The sequence below is a fragment of the Streptomyces sp. NPDC037126 genome (genome assembly GCF_055605965.1).
Map to the genome: position 1 here is coordinate 409,412 of NZ_JBVJTD010000002.1, position 17,383 is coordinate 426,794.

Annotated in this window: 15 protein-coding genes and 1 pseudogene; 4 read left to right on the forward strand and 12 right to left on the reverse strand. The window is 74.5% G+C overall.

The window, feature by feature from the left end; genetic code table 11:
• Window positions 1–394: 394 nt before the first annotated feature.
• The 3 genes and pseudogenes from ACZ7FF_RS06820 to ACZ7FF_RS06830 all read right to left on the reverse strand — a co-directional run.
• Window positions 395–1,084 (reverse strand): annotated as a pseudogene (locus ACZ7FF_RS06820) (ABC transporter ATP-binding protein); the annotation flags it as partial.
• A 26-nt stretch (window positions 1,085–1,110) separates the two neighbouring features.
• Window positions 1,111–1,890 carry an ABC transporter ATP-binding protein gene (locus tag ACZ7FF_RS06825; RefSeq protein WP_470810589.1) on the reverse strand — a complete coding sequence of 260 codons (780 nt, stop codon included), beginning with the start codon at window positions 1,888–1,890 and terminating at the stop codon, window positions 1,111–1,113.
• 70 nt (window positions 1,891–1,960) lie between these two features.
• Window positions 1,961–3,196: a substrate-binding domain-containing protein gene (locus ACZ7FF_RS06830; RefSeq protein ID WP_470810092.1), complete on the reverse strand. Its 1,236-nt coding sequence runs from the start codon at window positions 3,194–3,196 to the stop codon at window positions 1,961–1,963.
• A 190-nt stretch (window positions 3,197–3,386) separates the two neighbouring features.
• On the opposite strand from ACZ7FF_RS06830, the gene ACZ7FF_RS06835 reads away from it, so the two are divergent.
• The 3 genes from ACZ7FF_RS06835 to ACZ7FF_RS06845 are packed head-to-tail and all read left to right on the forward strand — an operon-like array spanning window position 3,387 to window position 5,204.
• Complete coding sequence (locus ACZ7FF_RS06835; protein ID WP_470810094.1) at window positions 3,387–4,187, forward strand: CoA transferase subunit A; 801 nt, start codon at window positions 3,387–3,389, stop codon at window positions 4,185–4,187.
• Between the two features lie 2 nt (window positions 4,188–4,189).
• On the forward strand, window positions 4,190–4,858 hold the full coding sequence (locus ACZ7FF_RS06840) for a 3-oxoacid CoA-transferase subunit B (protein WP_470810095.1): 669 nt from the start codon (window positions 4,190–4,192) through the stop codon (window positions 4,856–4,858).
• Window positions 4,859–4,916: 58 nt separating this feature from the next.
• On the forward strand, window positions 4,917–5,204 hold the full coding sequence (locus tag ACZ7FF_RS06845; protein WP_470810097.1) for a hypothetical protein: 288 nt from the start codon (window positions 4,917–4,919) through the stop codon (window positions 5,202–5,204).
• A gap of 37 nt (window positions 5,205–5,241) precedes the next feature.
• Here the strand turns inward: ACZ7FF_RS06845 and ACZ7FF_RS06850 are convergent, their stop codons facing one another.
• Genes ACZ7FF_RS06850 through ACZ7FF_RS06875 form a run of 6 tightly spaced genes read right to left on the reverse strand, consistent with a single transcriptional unit; the run spans window position 5,242 to window position 11,985 of the window.
• On the reverse strand, window positions 5,242–6,390 hold the full coding sequence (locus tag ACZ7FF_RS06850; RefSeq protein WP_470810099.1) for a vWA domain-containing protein: 1,149 nt from the start codon (window positions 6,388–6,390) through the stop codon (window positions 5,242–5,244).
• Entirely contained in the window at window positions 6,383–7,291 is a 909-nt protein-coding gene (locus ACZ7FF_RS06855; protein WP_470810100.1) for an AAA family ATPase, read from the reverse strand. Before ACZ7FF_RS06855 ends, ACZ7FF_RS06850 begins: the two co-directional genes overlap by 8 nt.
• Entirely contained in the window at window positions 7,284–8,210 is a 927-nt protein-coding gene (locus ACZ7FF_RS06860; protein ID WP_470810101.1) for an XdhC family protein, read from the reverse strand. The genes ACZ7FF_RS06855 and ACZ7FF_RS06860 overlap by 8 nt, the downstream gene beginning before the upstream one ends.
• Window positions 8,211–8,220: 10 nt before the next feature.
• Window positions 8,221–10,593, reverse strand: coding sequence for an aerobic carbon-monoxide dehydrogenase large subunit (locus ACZ7FF_RS06865; RefSeq protein ID WP_470810103.1), 2,373 nt, complete (start codon window positions 10,591–10,593; stop codon window positions 8,221–8,223).
• Window positions 10,590–11,111 (reverse strand): (2Fe-2S)-binding protein, encoded by a 522-nt coding sequence (locus tag ACZ7FF_RS06870; RefSeq protein WP_470810104.1) that lies wholly within the window; start codon window positions 11,109–11,111, stop codon window positions 10,590–10,592. The genes ACZ7FF_RS06865 and ACZ7FF_RS06870 overlap by 4 nt, the downstream gene beginning before the upstream one ends.
• Window position 11,112: 1 nt before the next feature.
• The gene (locus ACZ7FF_RS06875) at window positions 11,113–11,985 is read right to left on the reverse strand and encodes an FAD binding domain-containing protein (RefSeq protein ID WP_470810106.1); all 873 of its coding nucleotides are present in this window, start codon (window positions 11,983–11,985) and stop codon (window positions 11,113–11,115) included.
• Window positions 11,986–12,102: 117 nt separating this feature from the next.
• On the opposite strand from ACZ7FF_RS06875, the gene ACZ7FF_RS06880 reads away from it, so the two are divergent.
• On the forward strand, window positions 12,103–13,056 hold the full coding sequence (locus ACZ7FF_RS06880) for a LysR family transcriptional regulator (RefSeq protein ID WP_470810108.1): 954 nt from the start codon (window positions 12,103–12,105) through the stop codon (window positions 13,054–13,056).
• Window positions 13,057–13,071: 15 nt separating this feature from the next.
• Here the strand turns inward: ACZ7FF_RS06880 and ACZ7FF_RS06885 are convergent, their stop codons facing one another.
• The 3 genes from ACZ7FF_RS06885 to ACZ7FF_RS06895 form a co-directional block, all read right to left on the reverse strand.
• Complete coding sequence (locus ACZ7FF_RS06885; protein ID WP_470810109.1) at window positions 13,072–15,372, reverse strand: FUSC family protein; 2,301 nt, start codon at window positions 15,370–15,372, stop codon at window positions 13,072–13,074.
• Between the two features lie 278 nt (window positions 15,373–15,650).
• Window positions 15,651–16,982, reverse strand: a complete 1,332-nt coding sequence (lysA, locus tag ACZ7FF_RS06890; protein WP_470810111.1) for a diaminopimelate decarboxylase — start codon at window positions 16,980–16,982, stop codon at window positions 15,651–15,653.
• A gap of 14 nt (window positions 16,983–16,996) precedes the next feature.
• A complete protein-coding gene (locus ACZ7FF_RS06895) occupies window positions 16,997–17,335 on the reverse strand; it encodes an SAV_915 family protein (protein WP_470810113.1) in 339 nt (112 codons plus the stop codon).
• Window positions 17,336–17,383: the final 48 nt, after the last annotated feature.

Here is a 17,383-nt window from a genome sequence, read left to right on the forward strand (position 1 = left end):
CCGGGCCGGGGCCGCCGAGGCCGGTCCCGCCGGTGCCGGGTCCGCAGTGGCCAGGTCCGCCCTGGCCGGGGCCGCCCTGGCCAAGTCCGCCGTGGTCGGGGCCGGTTCCGCCGGGATCGGTGCCGTCGCAGCCGGTGCCGTCGAGGCCGCTCACGCCCGGGCCGGGGCCGCCGAGGCCGGTCCCGCCGGTGCCGGGTCCGCAGTGGCCAGGTCCGCCCTGGCCGGGGCCGCCCTGGCCAAGTCCGCCGTGGCCGGGGCCGGTTCCGCCGGGATCGGTGCCGTCGCAGCCGGTGCCGTCGAGGCCGCTCACGCCCGGGCCGAGGTCGCCGAGGCCGGTCCCGCCGGTGCCGGGTCCGCAGTGGCCAGGTCCGCCCTGGCCGGGGCCGCCCTGGCCAAGTCCGCCGTGGCCGACGCCCAGTAGGCGGCGGGAGGCCTCGGGGTCGGTGAGCAGGTCGGCGGTGGGGCCCCGGTGTGCGGTGCGGCCGTCGGCGAGGACGACGCAGTGGCGGGCGAGGCGGCGCACCACGGCGAGGTTCTGCTCCACCAGCAGCACCGGCACCGCCTCGGCGGCGCGCTCCAGCACCCGGGCGACCTCGGTGACCACCTTGGGCGCGAGGCCCTTGGTGGGTTCGTCGGCGATGATCAGCCGGTTGCCGCACAGCAGGGTCCGGGCGATGGCGACCATCTGCTGCTGACCGCCGGACAGGGTGCCGGCGGCCTGCCGGGCCCGTCGCCGCAGCTCCGGGAACAGCTCGTACACCAGGTCGTAGGCCGGTTCGCCGGCGCCCGGCCGTTCCGCGAGACGCAGGTTCTCGGCCACCGTGAGGCTGGCGAAGACACCGCGGTCCTCGGGGGCGTAGCCGATGCCCCGGCGTACCAGGGCGTGGGTGGCCAGCCGCACCGTCTCCTCCCCGGCCAGCAGGACGCTGCCGGTGCGCGGGACCAGGCCGAGGATGCCCCGTACGGTGGTCGTCTTGCCGGCTCCGTTGCGGCCCAGCAGCGCGGTGGTGCCGGAGGGGGCCACCTCCAGGTCGACACCGTGCAGGATGTGCCTGCCCCCGATCACGACCCGCAGGTCGCGCACGGTGAGCAGGGGCTCCGGGGCGGGGCTCACAGCTCCTCCCCGAGGTAGGCCTGCTGCACGGTGGGGTCGGCCATCACGGCCCGCGGGGTGTCCAGCGCCAGCAGAGTGCCGTGGTGCATCACGGCCAGCCGGTCGGCGAGGTCCAGCAGCACGTCCATGTGGTGCTCGACCATGAGCACGGTGCGGCCCTCCTCCTTGTGCAGCGAGCGGATGAGTTCGGTCAGCGCGGGCACCTCCTCGGCGCTCACGCCCGCCATCGGCTCGTCCAGCAGCATCAGCCGGGGCTCGCCGACGAGCAGGACCGCGAGTTCGAGCTTCCGCTTCTCGCCGTGCGAGAGGGCCTCGGCGCAGGTGCCGGCGCGGTGGGTGAGCTGGGTGCGGGTGAGCACCCGGTCGACCTGCCGGGTGTAGGTGCCGGCCCGGCGCCAGACCCGGTACGAGCCGCCGTCGGCGGCCTGTGCCGCGAGCCCCACGTGCTCGGCGACCGTCATGCCCGGCCACAGGCTGGAGGTCTGGAAGGTGCGGCCGAGTCCGCGCCGGGCCCGGGCGTAGGCGGCCAGCGCGGTGATGTCGCGGCCGTCCAGTTCGATCGTCCCCCGGGAGGCCGGGCTGAGGCCGCTGACCAGGTTGAACAGGGAGGTCTTGCCGGCGCCGTTGGGGCCGATGAAGGCCAGGAACTCGCCTTCGCGGACGTCGAGGGAGACGGAGTCGAGGATGGTCGCGCCGCCGACCGTCCAGCCGAGGCCGCGCAGCCTGAGCACGGGCGCCGGGGAGGTACGGGCCTCCCCCGCGTCCGGAGTGCCCATGGCGCCCGGAGCCTCGCCCGCGTCCGGAGTGCCCGCGGCGCCCGGTGACGTCGTGTTCGAGGAGGACATCTCAGCCCGCCGTCTTGGCGACCGGGGGTGCGACCGCCGTCATCGGGATGCTGTCGATCAACTCGGGCTCGGCGGTGCCGCCGCTGCCCTTGAGCCGGGCCGTGAACATCGGCTGCAGCAGGGCGTGGTCGGACGCGCGGATCTGCTCCTTGCCCTTGGGCCCGTCGAAGCTCCAGCCCTCCAGCGCCCTGACCATGGCCGCGGTGTCGGTGGCGCTGCCGGACTCGATCGCGTGCACGATCATCTGGGCGGCGGTGAAGCCGTCGGGGCTGAACAGGTCGGGGGTTCCGCCGGCCTTGGTGATGCCGTCGAGCATGGCCTTCTCCACGGGGGTGCCGCCACCGGCGCCCGGGAAGTAGTGCGCGAGGAAGGCGACCTTGGACCCGGCCGGGCCGAAGATCGGGTACGAGGCGGTGCCCGCGAGTCCGGTGACGGCCTTGCCGGCGTCCAGCACGCCCTGCTGGTCGAGCGCGGTCCACAGCGCGGGTGCGGTGGAGCCCGCCCAGGCGACGAACACCAGGTCCGGCTTGCCGGACCTGGTCTGGCGGGCGAAGGGCGTGAGGTCGGTGGCGCTCGGCGGGGCCAGCACGGAGCCGACCTTCGCGCCCTTCGCACCGAGGACGGCCTTCACGGCGGCCACGTTGGCCTGTCCGAACGCCGAGTTCTGGGCGAGCACGGTGACCTTCTTGCCCTTGGCGTCGCCCAGCAGGGTCCCGGCGGCGAGGATGTCCTGGTACGACTGCCGGCCCGAGCGGAAGGTGTAGGTGTTGACGCCGGTGAGCGCGTCGGTGGCGGCGGGGCCGCTGACGTACAGCACCTTGTTCTGCGCGGCCAGCGGCGCCATCTGCAGTGCCACACCGGAGTCGGTGGTGCCGGCGAGGATCTTGCAGCCCTGGCCCACGAGGGTCTTGGCCGCGGCGACGGCCTTCGCCGGATCGCCCGCGTCGTCCTGTTCGGTGACCTGGACGGGGTGGCCGCCGGCCTTGTCCGTCCCGTGTGTCGCATAGGCCAGGCCCGCCTTGAAGCCCTGCTCGTACTGCTTGCCGTAGGCGGCGAGCAGTCCGCTGCGCGAGTACACGAGCCCCACCTTCACGGGGGCCGTCCTGCCTTCCGCGCCGGCGGACGCGGTGCCGGCGGTGCCGGCCGAGGAACAGCCCGCGACCAGGGCACCGATGGCGACGAGCGTGAGCGCGCGGACTGATCTGCTTCTCAGGGGGTTCGTGACACCGGTACGCATGATGAGCGGCTCCTGACGGTGTGGCGCGTGATGGCCGGAACGATAGGAGCGCCGTGCGCGGGGCGGCATGTTGTCGGACACCGCACTTCGGGGCCCGGTCATGGCACCGGCACACATGGCCGGAGGCGTCCGGCGCGGCAAGGGTGAGGAGCACGGAACGGACCCCGGTGGGGAAGGAAGAGCGAAGAGCATGGACAAAGTGGTGGCCGAGGCCACGGAGGCGGTGGCGGACGTACCCGACGGCGCGACCCTCGCGGTGGGCGGGTTCGGCCTGTGCGGCATCCCGTCGACGCTGATCGCCGCGCTGGCCGGGACGAGCGTGTCCGGCCTGCGGATCGTGTCCAACAACTGCGGTGTGGACGACTGGGGTCTGGGACTGCTGCTGCGGACCGGCCGGATCGCCCGGATGACCTCTTCCTACGTCGGTGAGAACAAGGAGTTCGCCCGTCGGTACCTGTCCGGCGAGCTGGAGGTGGAGCTGACGCCGCAGGGCACCCTCGCCGAGCGGCTGCGGGCGGGCGGCACCGGCATCCCCGCGTTCTACACCCCGGCGGGGGTGGGCACCCAGGTCGAGGAGGGCGGCCTGCCCTGGCGCCACACCTCCGACGGGGGCGTCGCGGTGGCCTCACCGCCCAAGGAGACGAGGGAGTTCGGCGGGCGGCGCCATCTGCTGGAGGAAGCCATCACCGCGGACTTCGGCCTGGTGCGGGCCGCGGTCGCCGACCGGCACGGCAACTGCGTCTTCCACGCGGCGGCCCGCAACTTCAACCCGCTGTGCGCGATGGCGGGACGCGTGACCGTGGTGGAGGCCGAACGCATCGTGGACGCCGGTGAACTGCCGCCGGACGCCGTCCATCTGCCGGGCGTGTACGTGGACCGGGTGGTCGCCGCCGACGCGTCGCTGGACAAGCGCATCGAGCGCCGCACCGTGCGCCCGGCGCGCACCGGCGCCGCAGCAGCCTTCACGGGCACCGACTCCGAGGAGAAGTGACCATGCCGCTCGACCGCGACCAGCTCGCCGCCCGCGCCGCCCGGGAGCTGCGCGACGGCCAGTACGTCAACCTGGGCATCGGCCTGCCCACCCTGATCCCCGGCCATCTGCCGGACGGGGTGCACGTGGTGCTGCACTCGGAGAACGGCGTCCTGGGTGTCGGCCCCTACCCGTACGACGGCGAGGAGCACCCGGATCTGATCAACGCCGGGAAGGAGACGGTGACCACCGTCGCGGGCACCGCCTACTTCGACTCGGCCCTCTCCTTCGGCATGATCCGGGCCGGCCGGATCGACGTCTCCGTGCTCGGCGCCATGCAGGTGTCGGCCCGCGGTGACCTGGCGAGCTGGATGATCCCCGGCAGGATGGTCAAGGGCATGGGCGGCGCGATGGACCTGGTCCACGGCGCCCGCAGGCTGCTGGTCGTGATGGAGCACGTCGCCAAGGACGGCACCCCCAAGATCGTGGAGGAGCTGGGTCTTCCCGCCACGGGACGCCGTGTGGTGGACCGGATCGTCACCGACCTGGCCGTCATCGACGTCACCGCCGAGGGGCTGCGGCTGGTCGAGACCGCTCCGAGCGTCACCGTCGGGGAGGTACGGGCAGCGACCGGCGCCCGGCTGCTCGTCGACGAGGACGTACAGGCCCTCGCACCGGCCGATTCCGTCTGAAGCGCGTCCGGGGCGTGCGCAGCACCGACTCGCGGGCTCGGCGGTCACCGTGGTCGGGATGTTCTTCAAGGCGGTCGACGCCGACTCCTCGCTGTCGGCCGTCAGGGCGGAGGCGGAGGGCGCGGGCCCGGTGGCGGCCAACTCGGTGCCGCCGTCCGTGCCCTTCGCCAAGGCCGCCCCGCACGCGGTCACCGCGCTGGACCACGGCTACTCGCTGGGCTTCCTGATCGTCGCGGTCGCCGCGCCGGCCTGCGCGGTCACCACGGCGCTCTCCCTGGGCGGCAAGAGCGAGCACGAGGCCGAGATCGCCATGGTCGAACAGGACCAGGACCCGGCGGTCGTCTGACCTCCACCCGGTTCCGCGCGGCGGGGCAGCGGCGCGGTCAGCGGCGGTTGCGCGGGGCGGACAGGACGGCGGTGAACTCGCCGAGGGCCGCGAGGCTGTGGGCGCTGACGACGGCGTCGCAGTACGGCAGCGCCGCGGCCATGCCGGCCACGAGCGGACGGTAACGGGGGCTCGCCGTACGGGGGTTGACCCATATGACGCGATAGGCGACCCGGGACAGCCGCGCCATCTGGGTGGTGAGGTCGGCGGGCGGGCCGGTGTCCCAGCCGTCGGAGACGATGGCGACGACGGCGCCGCGCGCCATGCCCCGCCTGCCGAACCGTTCGTTGAACTCCGCCAGGCAGTCCGCGATCCGGGTGCCGCCCGACCAGTCCGGGGCCGCCCGGCCGGCCCGTGCCAGGGCGTCGTCCGGCCCGGCCCGCCGGAGGACGGGCGTGAGGCGGGTGAGCCGGGTGGCGAAGGTGAAGACCTCGGCGCGGGTGGCGCGGGCGGCGCAGTAGAGCAGTTGCAGCATCGCGCGGGCGTACGGCTCCATCGACCCGGAGATGTCGCAGAGCACGACGAGGTCGCGGGGGCGGGTGCGGTTCTCGAAGCGGTGCAGCCGCAGCGGGTGTCCGCCGGTGCGGCGGGCGGCGGAGAGGGTGCGGCGCACGTCGGTCCGGGCGCCGTGGCGCGCCGCGCGGCGGCGGCGGGACGGCCGGGTGGGGGTGCGCAGCACGAGGGTGCGCATCACCTCGGTGAGCCGCGCCAGTTCCTCGGCGGAGAGCTGCGCGAAGTCGCGGCCGGCGAGCCGGTCGAGCGGACTGGCGACGAAGGGTACGGGCGCTTCCCGCGGCTCCGCGCCCGCGTCCCTGCCGCGCCCGTCCGCGGTGTCGCTCCGGGTGCCGGGGACACGGCCGCGCACGGCGGTCGGCGGCGACCGGCTCGGGTCGCCGGGCTGCCCGCGCCGTGCTCCGTGGTCGGACGGCCAGCCGAACACCTCACGGAAGACGGCGTCGAACGGCTCGATCTGCTCGCGGCCGGAGACCAGGGTGGCGAGCGCGCAGTGCCGCAGCTCGCGCGTCGTCACCGGCGCGAGCAGGGTGACCGCCCGGACGAAGCTCCGCGTCCGCTCGGGCCCCACCGGGACCCCCGCGTCGCGCAGAGCAGCGGCGAACGACCCGGCCAACTCCGGCAGATCAGCCATCCGGACCCGCCTCCGCGTCGACCAGTTCGTCCAGGCCGGTGCGGCGTACGGCGTCCATGTCCTCGGCGTACTTGAGGACCGCGCCCAGGGTGCGGTCGGCGGCGTCGGTGTCGAGGGCGGGGAGCCCCAGGGTGTGCAGCGCGGCCGCCCAGTCGATCGCCTCGGCGATGCCGGGCGGCTTGGTGAGGTCCTGCCGGGCGCGCAGGCGTCCCACCCCGCGCGCCACGCGTACGGCCAGCCACTCGGCCGACTCCGGCACCCGTCTGCGGATGATCGCGGCGACCCGTGCGGTGTCCGGGTAGCCGATCCAGTGGTAGAGGCAGCGGCGTTTGAGCGCGTCGTGCAGGTCCCGGGTGCGGTTGGAGGTCAGTACGGCCACCGGCGCCACCACGGCCCTGCGGGTGCCGAGTTCGGGGACGGTGACCGCGGCGTCGGCGAGCAGTTCCAGCAGGAACGCCTCGAACTCGTCGTCGGCGCGGTCCACTTCGTCGATGAGCAGCACCGCGGGACGCGGTCCCGGGTGGCAGATCGCGGCGAACAGCGGCCGGGGCAGCAGATAGTCATCGGTGAACAGGTCGGCGTCCCGCAGGGGTTCGCCACGGGACTCGGCCAGCCGGATGGCCAGGAGCTGCCGTGGGTAGTTCCACTCGTAGAGCGCCTCGGCGGAGGACAGCCCCTCGTAGCACTGGAGCCGGATCAGCGGGGTGTCCAGCACGGCGGCGAGCGCGCGGGCCGCCTCGGTCTTGCCGACCCCGGGCTCGCCCTCCAGCAGGATCGGCTGCCGCATGCGCACGGCCAGCAGCAGCGCCGTGGCCAGGGCGTCGTCGGCCAGGTAGCCGGCCGTGTCGAGACGCGAGCGCAGGGCCGGGACGTCGGGTACGAGGGGGTCGGGGTCAGTCATGCGCGTAGCGGGAGGGGTCGTCGGCGAAGGCGTGCTGGCACCCCGGCCCGCAGAAGTACACCGTGGTGCCGGCCCGGTCCAGGGTGAGGGTGGCCGGCGTGATCGCCACGGTCATGCCGCACACGGGGTCCACGCCTTCGGCCGCGGCCCGTGGCGCGGCCGGCCCGGCCTCGGGGCGCATGGTCCGGTCCGCTCTCGGCCGCAGTGCGGTGATCTCGGCGTACACCGACAGCGCGATCTCCCCCGGCGTCCGCGCGCCGATGTCGAGTCCTGCCGGGGTGTGGACGCGCGCGCGTTGCTCCTCGGTGAGGCCGAGCCCGCCGAGCACCGCGGCGCCGCGCTTCGGGCTGGCCACCAGCCCGATGTACGGCACCCCGGCGCGCGCCGCCCCGGTCAGCACGGTCTCCTCGTCGCGGCCGTGGGTGGCGACGACGACGATGTCCAGATCGGGTGGCAGCGGCTCCCCAGGCGCGGCCGGCCGGGCGTCGAGCCCGAGCGCGCGGCCGACGTCGAGCAGGGCGCGGGCGACGGGCGCGTGGCCGTACACGTACGCGAGCGCCGGGGGCAGGTTGGCCTCCAGGAAGATGTCGAGCGTCCCGCCCGACAGACAGGGGTTGGCGACCGTGACCAGGCCCTCGCCCGGCACCTGCGCGCCGTCGGGCACGCTCCGGGCGCCGGGCGTGATCCTCAGCAGCAGCGACTCGCCGGTCTGCAGCACCCGCAGGCCCTGCAGTTGCACCGTCGTCTCGGCGCAGGTGCCGCCCACGAAGCCCTCGACGGTGCCGTCGGGCAGCACCAGCGCGCTGTCCCCGGGCTTGGCGCTCGTCGGCCGCTCCGCGTGGACGACGGTGGCCAGGACGAACGGGGTTCGGCCGTGCCGGAGCACGTCCGCCCGGGTCAGCAGTTCGGTGTTCGTCATCGCGGGCGCCTCAGGTGATCGCCAGGTCCGTGCGCAGCGGCCGGCCCTGGGCGGCCCGCCACACCGCCGCGGGCGTCAGCGGCATGTCGACGTGGTGGACGCCGAGCGGCTTCAGCGCGTCGACGACGGCGTTGACCACCGCGGCGGGCGAGCCGACCGTGGCGGACTCACCGACGCCCTTGGCGCCGAGGGGGTGGTGCGGGGAGGGCGTGACGGTCTCGCCCAGTTCCCAGGAGGGGCACTCGACCGAGGTGGGCAGGAGGTAGTCCATGAACGACCCGCCGAGGCAGTTGCCCTCCTCGTCGAAGGCGATCACCTGCATGAGCGCCATGCCGAGGCCGTCGGCGAGTCCGCCGTGCACCTGCCCCTCGACGATCATGGGATTGATCCGGTTGCCGCAGTCGTCCACGGCGACGAACCGGCGGACCTTCACCTGGCCGGTGGCCGCGTCCACGTCGGCGACGCAGATGTACGCGCCGAACGGGAAGGTCAGGTTCGGCGGGTTGTAGACGCAGGTCGCGTCCAGGTGGCCCTCGACGCCCTCCGGCAGCTCCAGGCTGGAGTGCGCGGCGAGCGCGATCTCGGCCATGGTCCGTCCCTGGTCGGGATCGCCGGTGACGTACCAGCGGCCCTTCTCCCATTCCAGGTCGTCCGGGCTCACTTCGAGCATCGCGGAGGCGACGATCCTCGCGCGTTCGCGCACCTTGCGGGCGACCATCGCGGCGGCGGCTCCGGACACCGGCGTCGAGCGGGAACCGTAGGTGCCGAGCCCGAACGGGGTCTGGTCGGTGTCGCCGTGCACCACCTCGACGTCCTCGACAGGGATGCCCAGTTCCTCGGAGACGATCTGCGCGAACGTCGTCTCGTGGCCCTGCCCCTGGGTCTGCACGGAGATCCGCAGGACGGCCTTGCCGGTCGGGTGGACCCGCAGTTCGGCGCCGTCGGCCATGCCCAGTCCGAGGATGTCCATGTGCTTGCGGGGGCCCGCGCCGACGGCCTCGGTGAAGAAGCTGATCCCGACGCCCATCAGCTCGCCCCGCTCGCGCTTCTCGGCCTGCTCCCGGCGCAGGTCGTCATAGTGCGCGATGTCCATGGCGAGGCGCAGGGCGCGCGGGTAGTCGCCGGAGTCGTACTCCCAGCCCGTCCGGGTGTCGTACGGGAACTGCTCGGGGCGCAGCAGGTTGCGCATCCGCAGCTCGGCCGGGTCGGTGCCGAGCCGGTCCGCGAGCACATTGACCATCCGCTCCACCAGGTACACGGCCTCGGTGACGCGGAACGAGCAGGCGTAGGCGACGCCGCCGGGCGCCTTGTTGGTGTAGACGCCGGTCACGGCGCAGTGCGCGGCGGCCAGGTCGTACGAGCCGGTGAAGACGCCGAAGAAGCCGGCCGGGAACTGCGTCGGCTGTGCGGTGGCGTTGAACGCGCCGTGGTCGGCGATCACTTGGACGCGCAGGCCCAGGATCTTCCCGTCCCTCGTCGCCGCGATCTCGCCGTGCATGTGGTAGTCGCGGGCGAAGGAGGTGCTCATCAGGTTCTCCGAGCGGTCCTCCATCCACTTCACCGGTTTGCCGGTGACGATCGAGCCGACGACGGCGCACACGTAGCCGGGGTAGATGCCGACCTTGTTGCCGAAACCGCCCCCGATGTCCGGGGAGATGATCCGGATCTTGTGCTCCGGGATGCCGGCCACCATCGCGTAGATCGTGCGGTGGGCGTGCGGGGCCTGGGTGGTGGACCACACCGTCAGCTTTCCGGTGATGGCGTCCATGTCGGCCACGGTGCCGCAGGTCTCCAGCGGCGCCGGGTGCACCCGTGGGTAGAGCATGTCCTGCTCCACCACGACGTCGGCGGCCGCGAAGACCTCGTCGGTGCGCTGCTCGTCACCCGCGGACCAGTCGAAGATGTGGTTGTCGCTCTGCTCGTCCTTGTCGTCGCGGATCAGCGGCGCGTCCGGATCGAGCGCCCGGCGGGCGTCGACGACCACGGGGAGCGGTTCGTACTCGACGTCGATCAGTTCGAGGGCGTCCCGGGCCGCGTAGCGGTCCTCGGCGACGACGAAGGCGACCTCCTGGCCCTGGAAACGCACCTTGTCGGTGGCGAGCACGGCCTGCGTGTCGTACGAGAGGGTGGGCATCCAGGCGAGCCCGAGTCCGGCCAGGGTCTCGCCGGTGATCACGGCCCTGACCTTCGGGTGCGCCTCGGCGGCGGTGGTGTCGACGGACACGATCCGGGCGTGCGCCAGCGGGCTGCGCAGGACCGCGCCGTACAGCATCCCGGGCAGGGTCACGTCGTCGACGTAGGTGCCGTGGCCGCGGACGAACCGCGCGTCCTCCTTGCGGGGCATCCGGCCGAATCCGACCGGCCGTTCCTCGGTGGTCGTCATGCCCGCACCTCCTCGCGGCCGGGCGCCGGCTCGGTGGCCGTGTCGGCCGCCCGCTCCCCGCCGCCGTGCTCGGCGGCCCAGCGGATTGAGCGCACGATGTTCTCGTAGCCCGTGCAGCGGCACATCTGTCCGGAGACGGCCTCGCGGATGTCCTCCTCGGACGGGTCCGGATCGTGGTCGAGCAGCCAGCGGGCGGTCATCATCATCCCCGGCGTGCAGAAGCCGCACTGCAGCCCGTGGCAGGCGACGAACCCCTGCTGCACGGGATCGAGTTCGGCGCCGTGCGCGAGGCCCTCGACGGTCCGCACCTCGTGGCCGTCGGCCATCACCGCGAGCACGGTGCAGGACTTGACCGGTGTCCCGTCCAGCCAGACCGTGCACACCCCGCAGTTGGAGGTGTCGCAGCCCCAGTGGGTGCCGGTGAGCCCGAGTCCGTCGCGCAGGAAGTGCACGAGGAGCAGCCTGGGCTCCACGTCGCTGGTGTGCTGCTCGCCGTTCACGGTCACGGTGATCCGCATGTCACGCCTCCTGCCCCTGGGCGCGGGCGGCGGCGGCGCGCAGCGCCCGTGTGGTCAGTTCCCCGGCCAGATGCCGTTTGTAGTCGACCGGGCCGCGCTGGTCGGCCGCCGGCCTGCAGTCCTCGGCGGCGATCCGGCCCGCCTCGGCGAAGCTCTCCTCGTCCGGCCGCCGGCCGCGCAGGTAGTCCTCGGCCCGCTCGGACACGAACCGTGGGGCGCCGACCGCGGTCAGCCCGATCCCGGCCTCCGCGACGAGGCCGTCGGAGATCTCCAGCACCGCTCCCGCGGCGACGACCGCCCAGTCGCCGACCCGGCGTTCGACCTTGCGGTAGGCGCTGGCGTGCGAGCGGATGGGCACGCGGATCTCCACCAGGAGCTCGGCCTCGTCCAGCGCGGTCTCGTAGGGGCCGAGGAAGAATTCCCTGATCCCGATGGCGCGTCTGCCGCCCGGGCCCTGGGCGATGAGGGTCGCCCGCAGCGCCGAGAAGGCGGCGGACAGGTCCTCCGACGGGTCGGCCTGGCACAGCGAGCCGCCCACCGTGCCGCGGTTGCGGACGAGCGGGTCGGCGATGACCCGTTCCGCGTCCCGCAGGATGGGGAAGTGCTCGCCGACGACCGGCGAGGCGAGCAGCTCGGCGTGGCGGACCATGGCTCCGACGGCGAGGTCGTGCCCGTCCACCCGGATCAGCGCCAGCTCGCCGAGGCCGTTGATGTCGATCAGCGCCTCGGGCTGGGCCAGCCGCAGCTTCATCATGGGCAGCAGGCTGTGCCCGCCCGCCACCACCCGCGCCTCGGGGCCGTACCGGGTGAGCAGTTCGATCGCCTGCTCGACGCTGGTGGCCCTCTCGTACTGGAACGCAGCCGGAACCTGCATCGGGCCCTCCTGGATCGCGCGTGCCCGTCGCTGAGGCGATGCTGCGCCTCCCCGCACCGGCCGTGCAATGGGTGGATAAGCATTCACTTATCCACCCGAATGCGGGAAAATCTTCCCGTGACCGTCACGCAGCTCAGCACCTTCGTGCTCGTCGCTCGCCTCGGTTCGGTGGGCGCGGCGGCGCGGACGCTGGACGTGAGCGAGCCCGCGGTGTCGCAGGCACTGACCGCGCTGCGCACCCACTACGGCGACCCGCTCATCCGGCGCGCCGGCGGGGGGATGCGGCTGACGCCCGCCGGGGCGCGGCTGCTGCCGGTCGCCTCCCGGATGGTCGCGCTGAACGCGGACGCCGAGGCGGCGGTGCGGGCGGCGCGGGGTGCGCCCGACGAGCTGCGGGTCGTCGCGACGAGCACCCTGGCCGAGTTCGTGCTCCCGTCCCTGGTGGAGGCCTTCGCCTGCCGTTCGGGGCGCCGGACCGAGACCTCGTTCGGGGTGGCCTCCGGCAGCGCGAGACGCGTGCTGGTCGAGAACCGTCTCGCGGACGTCGGGCTCGGGCCGTGCGCGGGCGCCGCCCGCAGGGGCGAACTGGTCAGCGAGCCCCTCTTCCGCGCCGAGCTGGTCGTGGTGACCGGCGCCCGGTCGCCGCGGCCGCCGGGTCCGCCCTCGCAGTGGTCGTGGCTGGTCGATTCCTCCGGGACCGATCCGGAAGCGGACTCCGGGCGGCTGCTGCGCCGGCTCGGGGTGCCCGAGGGGCATGTGTGGGTGTTCCCCAACCAGGCCGCGACCTGGGCGGCCGCCGCCGAGGGCGCGGGGGTGGCACCGGCACCGGCCCACCTGGTGTCGCCCCGCGTACGGCGGGAGGAGCTGCGGATCCTGGAGACCCCGGCGACGCCGTCCGACGCCACCTGGCACGCCGTCGTCCTGCCGCCCGGGCTGCGCTCCCCTGCCACCGACGCGTTCCTGCACTTCCTGCACACGCCCGCGGCGACCCGCATCATGCGGGCGCCCGGCGCGGGCGTGCCGCCCTCCCGGTTCCGGCCACCGGTGTACGTGACGCTCTGGGGCGCGTGAGCAGGGCGCCCCGGGTCAGTGGACCGCGCTCCCCTGTGCCGCCGCGGCGAGGCCCGGCTGCAGGCGGCGGGCGACGTCGACGTGGTCGCCGGTCCAGATGACGCGGACCGCGGTGGCCGTCGCCCGGCCCCGGCCGTCGACGAGGTCGGCGCGGACGGATTCCACGAGCTGCGACGCGCCCCTGGGACGGAGCGGGAGGGGGTCGGGGACGGGCGCCCTGCGGCCGAGGCTCGCCGCGAAGCCGCAGTACCACTCCATGACGTGGGACGCGGCGCCCGCGATGGCGCGGTGCGCGTCGGTCTGGCCGCCGTCCTTCGCGCCGGTGCCCTGCCACAGGGAGACGACGGCGTCGGCGGCCAGGCGCACGGCGGCCACGCCCGTGACCAGCGCCGTCATGTCGGCGAGCGGCAGGGGCTTCGCGCCGCGTTCGGCCAGGTAGGTCCGGAAGGCGTCGTCGAGGCGGCGTGCGGAGGCCGCCGCCTCGCGGTTCTGCCGCACGGGTTCGCCGACGGCCGCGGCGGGATCCGCCGGGTCGGCGGATCCGAGGCCGTAGTGGACGGCGTCGACGAGGTAGCGGGCGCTGTCGGTGTACGCCTCGGCGAGCGCCCTGTTGACGGCGGCCTCGGCGCCCCGGGGCCAGAAGAACAGCGCGACGACGATGCTGACCGCGCAGCCCAGGGCGATGTCCTGCACCCGGAGCAGGGCGACGTGCCAGTCGGGGGCGTGGCCGATGTTGAACAGCACGACGAGGGTGACGGTGAAGGCTGCCTGCCCCGCGGTGAAGGAGATGGCGGCGGGGGCGACACCGGCCACCAGGACGGCGAGGGGCAGCAGGAACCACAGGGCGGTGCCGTGGTGCCCGATCAGCTGGAGCAGCCCGGCGCCGATGAAGGAGCCGGCCACGGTGCCGAGCAGCGCGCGCAGGGCGTTCTGGCCGGTGCTCAGCGCGTTGGAGCGCAGCACGGACAGGGTGCCGAGCAGCACCCAGAACCCGCGCTGCACCCCGGTCAGGTCGGCGAGGAGCACCGCGATGCCCAGTCCGGCGGCGCCGCGCAGGCTGTTGTGCAGCCACACCGAGCGTGGTCCGAGGTGCGCGGTGGCCCGTTCGCGGGCCAGGGCCAGCGGTTCGGTCAGCGCGCCCGGTTCGCGGCCGAGGAGCCGGTCGAGCCAGGGGCGCTGCCAGGCGGTGGCGGCCAGTTCGACGTTGCCGGCGATCTGCAGGACGGCGAACCCCAGCTCCTGGGCGCGGAAGGAGAGGTCGAGGGTGGCGATGAAGCCGTAGATCTCGGCCGCGCTGCCGCCGACCGGGTGGTCGGCGGGCAGGCGGACCGTGGAGCTCCGCTCCATCCCGTCCATGGTCCGGCGCAGCTCCGCCATGGAGGCCCGCAGCGGGCCGGTGTCCCCGCGCATGCGGGTCAGCAGGGCGGCGCAGTGGTCGAGGACGTCGGCGGCGACGAGCCGCACAGTGCGCGCGGCCGGGTCGCAGGCCGGTGGGTCGTCGGTGTAGGCGGGGCGGTCCGCCAGGATGGTGGTCAGCCAGGTCAGCTCGTCGACCAGCCGGACCAGGGCGCGGGACGTCATGGACAGGCCGGTGGGGCGGTACGGGGTGGTGTCGAAGGCCTGCCGCAGTGCCGCGGCGGCGCCGGCGGTACGGTCGGCCGCCGCCCGGCGCCGCGCGGGATCGGCCACCGGGCCGAGGCCGGCCAGTCCGGAGGCGTCGGTGCGCAGGTGTGCGGCGGCGGCGCGGCAGACCCGGGCGGCGGGCGCGCTGAGCGGATCGGCGACGGGCCGCGGCCACAGGAGGCACACGGCGGGCACCGCCACCGCTGCCGCCAGGCCCGCCCCCGCGAGGCGGTCGGGCAGCTGGGACAGCGGCACCGGTGTGGCGACCGGCAGGACGAACCCCAGCAGGAGCGCGGTGGCGCTGCCCGCCAGGAGCGAGCTGACGACGCCGGAGAAGAGCACCACGAAGCCGACCAGCAGCGTCGTGACGACGGCGAGCCATGTCAGGTGTGCCACCAGGGTGCCCAGGCAGATCAGCACCGCCCAGGTCGCCGCGAGCCCGGTCTGCGCCCTCAGCCGTTCCACCATGGGGCCGCTGAAGTCGACCAGCAGCAGCATCGAGAAGGACCCGAACGCGGCGAAGCTCGCCATCGTCGGCGAGTGGAGCACCTGGCCGCACAGCGCGAACAGGGCCGGCATCACGATCGCGGTCCGCCCGGCCCGCCGCGTCGCGGCCAGATCGGGATCGCGGTCGCGCAGCCACGTCACCGGGCGCGGGGCGGCCGGCGTCCGCCCAGGGTTCCGCACGGACATGCGCACCTCCCGCCGGTGGGGCGCGAAGCGCCGCGCCCCCCTCTTCATATGAAGGACGCCGGGGGGATCTCCGCAACTCCGGGGCGGGCGGAAGCCGGGCCGGTGCGGGGTCGGCCCGGGCGGGCCGGCCGGCGAGGGAGGAACGGCCGGCCCGCCCGGGGGTCTGGCGCGGCGCCGGTGGTGAGGACGGCGGAGTCGACGCCGCGGGTCCGGAGTGGCACCTCCGGGCGAGGGCCGGGCCGAGGCTCGCCCGGAGGTGGTGTGGGCACCGCCGCGGGTTACAGGCCCACGTCGCGGCGGCGGATGTCCTCCAGGGACTCCCGGCGGACGAGCAGGCGGGCGTGACCGTCGCGGACGGCGGCCACGGGCGGGCGGCCGACGAGGTTGTAGCCGGAGGCCATGGACAGGTGGTAGGCACCGGCCACGGGTACGGCGAGCAGGTCGCCGGGGCGGACGTCGGCGGGGAGGTCCACGTCGGCGGCGAGGACGTCGCCGGCCTCGCAGTGGCGGCCGACCACGGTCACACGGGTGCGCTCCGCCGTGCTCTGCCGGCCGATGAGCCGCGGTGCGTAGCGGACGCCGTACAGGGCCGGGCGGGGGTTGTCGCTCATGCCGCCGTCCACGGCCACGAAGACGTGGTCGCCCGTGTGCTTGACGGCGAGGACGTGGTACAGGGCGACTCCCGCGGGGCCGACGATGGCCCGCCCGGGCTCGATCACCAGGCGCGGCACGGGGATCCCCGCCGTGCCGCAGGCGTCGGCGAGTTCCGCGCGGACCTTGCGCGCCAGCGCGGTCAGGTCCAGGGCCTCCTCGCCCGGGCGGTAGGCGATGCCGTGGCCGCCGCCGAGGTCGAGCTCGGGCAGCACCAGGCCGTGCTGCTCGTACAGCCGGGCCATCAGGCCGACCACGCGGCGCACGGCGACCAGGTACGGCTTGACGCTGGTGATCTGGGAGCCCAGGTGGCAGTGCAGGCCGGTGAGTTCGAGCTGTGGCTGGTCGAGTATGCGGGCGATGGCGTGCTGGGCGTAGCCGTCGGCGATGGACAGGCCGAACTTCTGGTCGTCGGTCCCCGTGCGGACCTTCTCGTGGCCGCCCGCCGAGATTCCGGGGACGACGCGGACCATGACCTTCTGGTGGCCCTCGGGCCCGACGGCGGCGGCGAGCCGGGCGATCTCCGACGGACTGTCGATGACGATGCGTCCGACACCGAGGCGCAGGGCGGTCTCCAGGTCACGGGGGGACTTGGCGTTGCCGTGCAGCACGATCCGCTCCGCCGGGAAGCCGGTGGTGACGGCGAGTTCGAGTTCGCCCGCGGAGCAGACGTCGAGGCCGAGGCCCTCCTCGTCCATCCAGTGGGCCATGGCCCGGCACAGGAACGCCTTGGCCGCGTACAGGACTTCGGCGTCGGGGAAGGCGTTCCGGTAGGTGCGGCAGCGGTCGCGGACCTCGGCCTCGTCCAGGACGTAGACGGGGGTGCCGAAGCGGTCGGCGACCTCGGCGAGCGGTACGCCGCCCACCGCGAGGCCGCCGGGCCGGGGCTCGGTGGTCGAGGCGGGCCACACCGCGAGTTCGGCGGCGAGGGTGGTGGTGGGTTCGTGAACCGTGGTCATCGTGGCTGCCCCTCTCAGGCGATCCGCAGCGCGGGGACGGCGGCCCTGACCGGCGTGATCGGCGTGGGTGCCGGCGCGGTGAACTGCGGGTCGACCGTGACGGTGGCGACGCCGAGCGGCGTGGTCAGCGCGCGCAGCGCGGGCTCGGCGAGCCGGATCCACGGCTGGCCGGGGCCGAGGACGGCGGTCAGCCGGCGCTCGGAGGTGAAGCCGACGGCGGTGCGCCCGCCGAGCGGTGTGCGGAACAGGCGGGCCGCACACCCGCGGGGGCCCGGCCGGACCGGGACGTACAGGGGTCCGGCCGGGAACCGATCGGCGGGCTCGGGGTCGTCGCCGTAGAGGAGTTCTGCCATGGGGTGCCTCCCGGAAGGCAGGGAGCGAGTGGGTCGGGGAGACCCCGG

Bases quoted from the DNA above. Each gene is read 5' to 3' on its own strand.
- ACZ7FF_RS06825 (WP_470810589.1), bottom strand. From the start codon at position 1,890: ATGGGCACTCCGGACGCGGGGGAGGCCCGTACCTCCCCGGCGCCCGTG.
- ACZ7FF_RS06830 (WP_470810092.1), bottom strand. From the start codon at position 3,196: ATGCGTACCGGTGTCACGAACCCCCTGAGAAGCAGATCAGTCCGCGCG.
- ACZ7FF_RS06835 (WP_470810094.1), top strand. From the start codon at position 3,387: ATGGACAAAGTGGTGGCCGAGGCCACGGAGGCGGTGGCGGACGTACCC.
- ACZ7FF_RS06840 (WP_470810095.1), top strand. From the start codon at position 4,190: ATGCCGCTCGACCGCGACCAGCTCGCCGCCCGCGCCGCCCGGGAGCTG.
- ACZ7FF_RS06845 (WP_470810097.1), top strand. From the start codon at position 4,917: ATGTTCTTCAAGGCGGTCGACGCCGACTCCTCGCTGTCGGCCGTCAGG.
- ACZ7FF_RS06850 (WP_470810099.1), bottom strand. From the start codon at position 6,390: ATGGCTGATCTGCCGGAGTTGGCCGGGTCGTTCGCCGCTGCTCTGCGC.
- ACZ7FF_RS06855 (WP_470810100.1), bottom strand. From the start codon at position 7,291: ATGACTGACCCCGACCCCCTCGTACCCGACGTCCCGGCCCTGCGCTCG.
- ACZ7FF_RS06860 (WP_470810101.1), bottom strand. From the start codon at position 8,210: ATGACGAACACCGAACTGCTGACCCGGGCGGACGTGCTCCGGCACGGC.
- ACZ7FF_RS06865 (WP_470810103.1), bottom strand. From the start codon at position 10,593: ATGACGACCACCGAGGAACGGCCGGTCGGATTCGGCCGGATGCCCCGC.
- ACZ7FF_RS06870 (WP_470810104.1), bottom strand. From the start codon at position 11,111: ATGCGGATCACCGTGACCGTGAACGGCGAGCAGCACACCAGCGACGTG.
- ACZ7FF_RS06875 (WP_470810106.1), bottom strand. From the start codon at position 11,985: ATGCAGGTTCCGGCTGCGTTCCAGTACGAGAGGGCCACCAGCGTCGAG.
- ACZ7FF_RS06885 (WP_470810109.1), bottom strand. From the start codon at position 15,372: ATGTCCGTGCGGAACCCTGGGCGGACGCCGGCCGCCCCGCGCCCGGTG.
- lysA (WP_470810111.1), bottom strand. From the start codon at position 16,982: ATGACCACGGTTCACGAACCCACCACCACCCTCGCCGCCGAACTCGCG.
- ACZ7FF_RS06895 (WP_470810113.1), bottom strand. From the start codon at position 17,335: ATGGCAGAACTCCTCTACGGCGACGACCCCGAGCCCGCCGATCGGTTC.